Origin of the sequence: Paenibacillus sp. 32352 (genome assembly GCF_002042965.1) — a bacterium.
Taxonomy (GTDB): Bacteria; Bacillota; Bacilli; order Paenibacillales; family NBRC-103111; genus Paenibacillus_S; species Paenibacillus_S vulneris.
Window position 1 is genome coordinate 295,337 of the sequence record NZ_MZNT01000012.1, and the last position, 7,584, is coordinate 302,920.

General features: G+C 44.2%; 7 protein-coding genes and 1 pseudogene. All 8 read left to right on the plus strand.

Annotated elements, in window-relative coordinates:
• The first annotated feature begins 97 nt into the window (after nucleotides 1-97).
• The 8 genes and pseudogenes from B1728_RS26095 to B1728_RS26125 all read left to right on the plus strand — a co-directional run bounded on the left by B1728_RS26095 (nucleotide 98) and on the right by B1728_RS26125 (nucleotide 7,124).
• Nucleotides 98-780 (plus strand): annotated as a pseudogene (locus tag B1728_RS26095) (ABC transporter ATP-binding protein).
• On the plus strand, nucleotides 777-1,793 hold the full coding sequence (locus B1728_RS36975) for an ABC transporter permease (protein WP_256865511.1): 1,017 nt from the start codon (nucleotides 777-779) through the stop codon (nucleotides 1,791-1,793). Before B1728_RS26095 ends, B1728_RS36975 begins: the two are co-directional and overlap by 4 nt.
• Nucleotides 1,715-3,361, plus strand: coding sequence for an ABC transporter permease (locus tag B1728_RS36980; protein WP_368665240.1), 1,647 nt, complete (start codon nucleotides 1,715-1,717; stop codon nucleotides 3,359-3,361). Before B1728_RS36975 ends, B1728_RS36980 begins: the two co-directional genes overlap by 79 nt.
• Before the next feature lie 96 nt (nucleotides 3,362-3,457).
• Nucleotides 3,458-4,078 (plus strand): TetR/AcrR family transcriptional regulator, encoded by a 621-nt coding sequence (locus B1728_RS26105; RefSeq protein ID WP_079913347.1) that lies wholly within the window; start codon nucleotides 3,458-3,460, stop codon nucleotides 4,076-4,078.
• Between the two features lie 5 nt (nucleotides 4,079-4,083).
• The gene (rsgA, locus tag B1728_RS26110) at nucleotides 4,084-5,151 is read left to right on the plus strand and encodes a ribosome small subunit-dependent GTPase A (protein ID WP_256865512.1); all 1,068 of its coding nucleotides are present in this window, start codon (nucleotides 4,084-4,086) and stop codon (nucleotides 5,149-5,151) included.
• Nucleotides 5,152-5,207: 56 nt separating this feature from the next.
• Nucleotides 5,208-5,855 (plus strand): GNAT family N-acetyltransferase, encoded by a 648-nt coding sequence (locus B1728_RS26115; RefSeq protein WP_079913349.1) that lies wholly within the window; start codon nucleotides 5,208-5,210, stop codon nucleotides 5,853-5,855.
• Between the two features lie 343 nt (nucleotides 5,856-6,198).
• Nucleotides 6,199-6,753, plus strand: coding sequence for a TetR/AcrR family transcriptional regulator (locus B1728_RS26120; protein WP_079913350.1), 555 nt, complete (start codon nucleotides 6,199-6,201; stop codon nucleotides 6,751-6,753).
• Complete coding sequence (locus tag B1728_RS26125) at nucleotides 6,753-7,124, plus strand: DMT family transporter (RefSeq protein ID WP_079913351.1); 372 nt, start codon at nucleotides 6,753-6,755, stop codon at nucleotides 7,122-7,124. Before B1728_RS26120 ends, B1728_RS26125 begins: the two co-directional genes overlap by 1 nt.
• Nucleotides 7,125-7,584: the final 460 nt, after the last annotated feature.

The following is a 7,584-nucleotide window of genomic DNA, read 5'->3' on the forward strand; positions in this document are numbered from 1 at the left end:
CCTTTCCAAAAGTGACGAATCTCTCACCTGAAAGTCACAGAGATGTAAGTTGAAGGCTCTATTATATAGGTTAACTAGGAGAAGGGAGACTAACATAATGGAGTTCTTAAAAATTGAAAATCTATGCAAGGTCTGCGGTAGGGGGAAAACCAAGTTACCGCGCTTGACAATATTTCGCTCACCATCGAAAAGGGAAAGTTTACCGCACTCATCGGTTCGTCCGGCTCCGGCAAATCCACATTGCTTCACATCATCGGCGGCGTGGACATGCCGACAAGCGGGAAGGTGTATTTGAACGGGCAGGATGTATATGCCCAAAGCAATGAAAAACTCGCCATTTTCCGCAGGCGGCAGGTTGGGTTGATTTACCAGCTCCACAACCTCATTCCCACTTTGAATGTGGTGGAAAACATCACCTTGCCCATACTGATGGACAAGCGGAAGGTCAACGAGGAACGGTTGAATGACCTGCTCGAAATGCTTGGGTTGCAAGACCGCAAAAGGCATTTACCCAATCAGCTTTCAGGTGGTCAGCAACAGCGTGTTTCCATAGGACGCGCTTTGATGAACGCCCCGGCGGCCATGCTTGCCGACGAACCCACAGGCAGTTTGGACAGCCGGAATGGGCATGAAATCATTAAACTGCTGAAAGAAAGCAATAAAAAATATGGGCAAACCCTGCTCATCGTCACCCATGATGAAAATATCGTCCTGCAAGCAGACCGCATTATCGGCATATCAGACGGCAAAGTAGTGCGAGACGAGAGGGTACGGCCATGAACATTTTCAATAAAGTTACCCTGCAAGGCATGAAAAAGAGTCGCACACGAACGATTGTCACGATTATCGGAGTGGTTCTGTCCACCGCCATGATCACGGCCGTAGCCACCTTTGGCGTTTCTCTGCTGAGCTATATGGCAAACGGAGCGGCCCAGAAATACGGTGATTGGCATGTTGAGTTTTTGGACGTCCCTTCTTCTTTCGTACAGGAACGAACTCACGACGAAGGAGTCGCTAACACCGCAGCATTTGAAAATATCGGCTATGCAAAGCTTGATGGCGGCAAAAACCCCAACAAGCCGTATCTTTTTATAGCCGGATTTAGCAAAGAAGCCTTTGATACCTTGCCCATAACCCTGGTTTCAGGCAGATTGCCGGAAAACAGCGGGGAGATTCTTGTCCCAGCGCACGTCGCAGCAAACGGCGGCGTTAAGTTCGCGGTGGGCGACAAGCTTTCACTTGCTGTCGGAAGTCGAATGGAGGAAAGCGAGAATCTCGGTCAACACGATCCTTACGTTTCCGGGGGCAAGGGGAAGGTCGAAGAAACCCTTGTGCCCAAAGACAAGAGAACCTACACGGTTGTCGGTATCAGCGAAAGACCCGTTTTTGAGGAATCTTCTGCGCCGGGATATACCTTGATAACGAAAGCGAATGCACCAGATAAAACGGACAGCTTCAGCCTATTTGTCACGCTTACAAACCCGCGTGGGGTTCACGCTTACGCAAGCAACATAGCCGGAAGCCAAGCTTACATCTTTAACGATGAGGTGTTGCGCTTCATGGGCGTTTCGAGCGATAACGTGTTCAATACGCTTTTGTACTCGGTTGGCGGCGTTTTGGTTGCTTTGATAATGATAGGCTCGATTTTTCTGATTTACAATTCATTCAACATATCGTTGAACGAACGCACCCGTCAATTCGGTATCTCTCGTCGGTGGGAGCCACGTCAAAGCAACTGCGAAATTCGGTGCTGTTTGAGGGGCTTTGCATTGGTGCAATGGGCATACCGATAGGCGTTATTGTAGGCATAATCAGTATCAGGCTTGTGATTTCCGTTGTAGCCGGAAATTTTGGGAACATTCTCTACAGCACCGTACCTTTAACCTTGACAGTGTCCGCCCCCACGATTGTCATCGCGGTGGCGGTCGGTATGGTTACAATTCTGATTTCGGCCTATATCCCGGCTCGAAAGGCCGCAAGCACTCCCGTGATGGAGAGTATTCGCCAGACGAACGAGGTCAAAATCGAATCCAAAGCCGTGAAAACTCCAAAGTTTACGGAGCGTATTTACGGCTTGGAAGGTACTCTTGCGTTAAAGAACTTCAAAAGAAACAAAAAACGCTATCGCAGCATCATCTTATCGCTTACTTTAAGCGTAGCGCTGTTTGTATCGGCAAGTGCTTTCGGAACTCATCTGAAACAGGCTGCGGAACGGTCAATAGTGGACAGTGACTATGACATCAGTTTTTCTACTCAGGACATGGACGAAAACGAAATGTTCGGGCTTTATGACGAATTGAAAACTGCCGACGGGATTTACGAAAGTTCCTATCAAGCGATTTCGACCTATTCAGGCGAGGTTAAAGCTAGCGATTTGTCAGACGGCTACCGGGAATCCGCAGGTTATGATCTGACGAACGAAGCAATTGATCTGCCAATGGACATCCAGTTTATTGAGGACAGTATTTATCTGCGTTTTATCGAAAGCTTGGGCTTTTCCGCGGAGGAATATACCGGGCCAAATGCGAAGATGATCGCCGTTGCCAAAGCCAAAAAGGTGAATGACGCGAAAGACGGGAAGAGTGAGCTGATTGATATGTTCGCAAGTAGTTCCATGAATTTTACAATCGCTCCCAAAATGAATGACAAGCCGAAGAGGGAACAGAGTCAAAATATAAACATTACATTTGTTGATACGATACCGATTGATACGCTTCCAAGGGACCCTTCCGAGGTGAAGCCATACACTTTTATGGTGGTTGCTCCCTGTAAGTTAAAAGAGAAATTTGAAACCCCTGGTACCCACGCGGATATGGGATTGACCTTTCGGTCAAAGAATCCATCGCAATCGGTGGCTGAAATGGAAGCGATGATTCAGGGTGCAGGAATCACATCAGAGTATACCCTGTACAATGTGCATAAAATACTTGAACAGAATCGCAATATCATCTTCGTTGTTGATGTATTCACATATGTTTTTGTCATTATGATTTCGCTGATTGCGACAGCCAATGTATTCAACACGATTTCCACGAATATCAAGTTGCGCAGACGGGAGCTTGCCATGCTCCGCTCTGTGGGGATGTCTGACCGTGATTTTCATAAGATGATGAATTTCGAGTGTGCCTTTTATGGCATGAGGACGTTGCTGTTCGGGCTTCCAATAGCGGGAATCATCTCTTGGCTGATTTACAAAGGGTTAATCAGCGGAGGGGCGGACATCGATTTTACGTTCCCGTGGGGCAGTATCGGAATCAGCGTGTTAAGCGTGTTCTTGGTGGTGTTTACTACAATGCTGTATGCCATTAGCAAATTAAAAAGGGAAAATATTATTGACGCTCTTCGGGATGATATGACTTGATTCAACCAAGTAACATTATTCAAGGTATCATTGACAAGTAAACGATCGTTCACTATAATTAGTAAACGATCGTTTACTACGGTGGAGGATGCATTGATGATTGATACAAAAGAGAAAATATTGATAACAGCGTTACACCTATTTGCAAAAGATGGTTATGAGGCTGTTTCTGTCAGTACCATAGCCGGAGAACTCGAAATGACAAAAGGTGCATTGTATAAGCATTATAAAAACAAACGAGATATATTTGATTCGATTGTGAAGCGTATGTACCAAAAAGACTTGGAGCGTGCAAAAAGATATGAGGTGCCGGAAGAAACTTTTGATAAAGCTCCACTGACTTATCGCAATACTTCTATCGATAAAATAAAGGGATTCATTGAATCGCAATTTCATTTTTGGATACAGGATGAATTTGCAAGTGATTTTCGCAGAATGCTGACATTAGAGCGATATCGAAATCCCGAGATGGCGGATTTATATCAAAAGATCTTAGGAAGCGGACCGGTCAGCTATATTGAAGATTTGTTTCGAGAAATGATAGAACAAAGCACTTTGGATGGTAGTAACCCAAAACAACTGGCAATTGAGTTTTATGCACCGTTTTATCTACTATTAAACATTTCAGATGAATTCTCTAATAAAGATGAAGTAACTACTCTCTTTAAGGAGCAAGTTGATAGGTTCATGAAAAGAAATTTTACGGACAGGATTTGAGACTAGTGAATATCAATTTGAAAAACTACGGACTAAATGAGTGCTTTGAACAGGAAGGAGCTATGTACAACGGTCTGTTTATTGCCAGAGTGACTGAACAACACCGGGAAATATACAAAGTAATTAGCGAGTGCGGCGAGATTGATGCCAGCGTTTCAGGAAAATTCGCTTATAACGCAGACGACCAAACCAGCTTTCCCGCCGTGGGGGATTGGGTGATGATTGACCAAGTAGATGCAAAGGACGGCAAAATAATCATTCATCACGTCCTGCGCCGCAAAAGCGTTTTGTCACGGCAAGCTGCCGGTACCGAGAATGCCGGACAGATTATTGCAGCCAATATCGATACCATCTTCATTTGCATGTCGCTCAATGCAGATTTTAATATCAGGCGAATTGAGAGGTATTTAACGATTGCTTGGGATAGTATGGCAACTCCGGTTATCGTCCTGACGAAGTCGGATTTGTGCGATGATTTGCCACAGAAATTGGCGGATATTGCTTCCGTGAGCATGGGCGTGGATGTAATTACCTGTTCGTCGGAAAACGGGGATGGGCTGGATGAAATTAGCACTTATGTCGGTCAAGGAAAGACAATCGCGTTTATCGGTTCATCAGGCGTCGGCAAATCTACGCTCATTAACCGCCTTATGGGGCAGGATGTGCTGAGAACAAAAGCGATACGGGAAGATGACGCCAAGGGCAGACACACCACAACGCATCGACAACTGCTGCTATTGCCAAACGGCGGCATTGTCATAGATACGCCGGGTATGCGGGAGCTACAGATCTATACGGGGAACCTGTCAAAAACCTTTGAAGATATTGAGGAAATTGCTGCCCGATGCAAATTTGGCGATTGCTCTCACGAAACAGAGCCGGATTGTGCCATCAGAGAAGCTCTTAAGAATGAGACCCTGTCCGAAAAACGGTTTGCGAGCTACAAAAAATTACAACGGGAAATGTCCTATAGTGGATTAAGTTCCCGTCAGCTTGAAAACGAAAAAATCAACAGAATGTTCGGTGGCAAGGATGAAATGAAACGATTCATCAAAAATGTAAAAAAAAGATGAGATAGCGAAAAAATAAGAGAGGTCAACTGAACTGTCTTACAGAAGGAGGAACCAATATGATTACCATACGAAACGAACAACCTAAGGATTATCGGCGGGTCGAGGAAATCACCCGCAAAGCATTCTGGAACTTATACTTCCCCGGTGCAACTGAACATTATCTTGTGCATTCCATGCGCAGCCACAAGGACTATATGCCCGAATTGTCTTTTGTGATTGAAGAAAACGGCGAAATCATCGGCAGCATTCATTTTACCCATGCAAAGGTGATAACCCCTGAAGGTGAAGAAATCCCTGTTGTTTCCTTCGGACCGGTCTCCATCACACCTGAGCTGCATCGGCAAGGATTCGGTCGCGCATTGATCACCCACGCCATAGAAAGCGCAAAAACACACGGACACCGCGCCATCGTGCTTGGCGGATTTCCCTATCATTACAAACCGTACGGGTTTGTTGGCACAAAAAAATATAATATCGCGATGACGGATGGCAAGTTTTATACGGGTGTCATGGCTCTGCCGCTTTATGAGGGTGCGCTGGACGGCGTGACCGGCAAGATAAAATTCAGCGATGGGTTGTATCCGGATGAAAACGGGCTGGAAGCTTTTGAAGCAACTTTTCCACCGATGGAAAAGCTTTCGCTTCCTCATCAAAAAGCGTTTGAGCAAGCAGCATCTGAATTGGATGAGCAGGAGTACAAATAAGTATAGATCCAAGTAAATGATAAATAGACAAGCATCATTAACTTACGAAATGTGACACATGGCGGTGTCAAGAACATAGTCCTTTAAAAACCCGCGCCGAGCGCGGGTTTTCTGTTTAGGCTTTAGCCAATGTCGTGTATCCTGTACAATAAATAACGTAATTTTGACAAGCGACCAACGGAGGTATCGTCACATGCCAAAATGATTCGAAAATATGTCAGATGTCAAGATACCGAATCCCGATATTTCACTAAGGTAACGGGCAGATTAGAGTAGCAGAGGAATCTTTGTCGCTTGAAATAAAACCGTCCAGACGGTATAATAACTCTGGGTGATAATTAAAATGAAGCCAATTAATAAAACAGATCTGAAGAGAGAACTAATTCTTAAAACGGTTTCGCAAATTGTTTATGAAGAAGGCGTTGAAAACTTAACACTTGAAGCCGTTGCCAAAAAGGCAGGCATCAGCAAAGGAGGATTACTGTACCATTTTCCAAATAAAGATACTTTGATTCTAGGTGTAATTGAGCAGTTGTCTAACAACTATGTCGAAGAGTTTAATAAAAGGGCAAATGAAGACCCAAATACAAAAGGAAAGTGGACGAGATCTTATCTCGAAACATGGCTTTCTCCAAATAGTGCTGTGAATGATCTATATACGGCGATATCAGCTGCTCACTTTACTAATCCTGAAATGCTGCAACAGCTGCAGCACTTTTACTCCGAGATTCAGGACAAAATCGAAAATGATGAATTAGATCCTGTTCGTGCTACTCTTGTTCGTTTAGCTGTAGATGGTCTTTGGTTTTCTGAAATGTTTGGTCTAGCTCCCCTCAAAGCAGAATTAAGACAAAAGGTTATCGAAGAATTAAAAGCAAGAATACAGGAGGTAAAGTAATGGCGTATTTATTCTTGGCAATCTCTATCGTTGGGGAGTTAATCGGTACATCGATGCTTAAAGCATCCCAGGGGTTTACTAAACTGTATCCAACACTCCTCACGTTTGTAGCGTTTGGCTGCTCATTCTTTTTTATTTCACTTGCACTCAAGACTCTTCCCTTAAACATGACTTATGCCGTCTGGTCAGGGGTGGGATCAGTCGCAACAGCGTTAATTTCTGTGTTGATTTGGAAAGAGAAGATTAACTCAGGAAGCATCGTCGGAATTGCTTTGATTGTTATTGGAGTAGTCGTATTAAACTTATTCGGTGCTGGACACGGTGAGACAAAGGATACGGCAGCATCTGCAAGTTCGATAGTCCAGGAATAAGTTGAAATCATATTGCCCGTTGAATTAACGAAATGAGTTAGTTCAACATGGATAAAAGCAGCCAGTTAAAGCGGGCTGCTTTTTGTTATGTAATAACCGAAGAAAATTAATCGGTACAGAATCTTGACATTTATCGGTATAGATTCTTGACAACTGAAAAAATATGTCGGGTGACAAGAACATAGTCCCAATAAACGTCGCGTAGATCGCGGCGTTTTCTTTTTATGGGATAAAGTTCTTGTCAAATTTCCATGACAAGAACTTTATCCCATTCCCGATTGTTGACAAGAACTTTATCTCATTCCCGACAAGGGGGAGGGAAGAGGTGATGTCATTTGTAATCTGGACATATTCGTTGAACTAACTGGCAGGATACTTATAATATGGGATAGTACAATATCCTTATGATAGACCTCCCCAAGCTGACTGTAACGGAAAAAGATGCTGAACGATCGCGGAA

What these genes read in the sequence shown, in the direction of transcription:
- B1728_RS36975 (WP_256865511.1), top strand. Translation starts at nt 777, where the DNA reads ATGAACATTTTCAATAAAGTTACCCTGCAAGGCATGAAAAAGAGTCGC.
- B1728_RS26105 (WP_079913347.1), top strand. Translation starts at nt 3,458, where the DNA reads ATGATTGATACAAAAGAGAAAATATTGATAACAGCGTTACACCTATTT.
- B1728_RS26115 (WP_079913349.1), top strand. Translation starts at nt 5,208, where the DNA reads ATGATTACCATACGAAACGAACAACCTAAGGATTATCGGCGGGTCGAG.
- B1728_RS26120 (WP_079913350.1), top strand. Translation starts at nt 6,199, where the DNA reads ATGAAGCCAATTAATAAAACAGATCTGAAGAGAGAACTAATTCTTAAA.
- B1728_RS26125 (WP_079913351.1), top strand. Translation starts at nt 6,753, where the DNA reads ATGGCGTATTTATTCTTGGCAATCTCTATCGTTGGGGAGTTAATCGGT.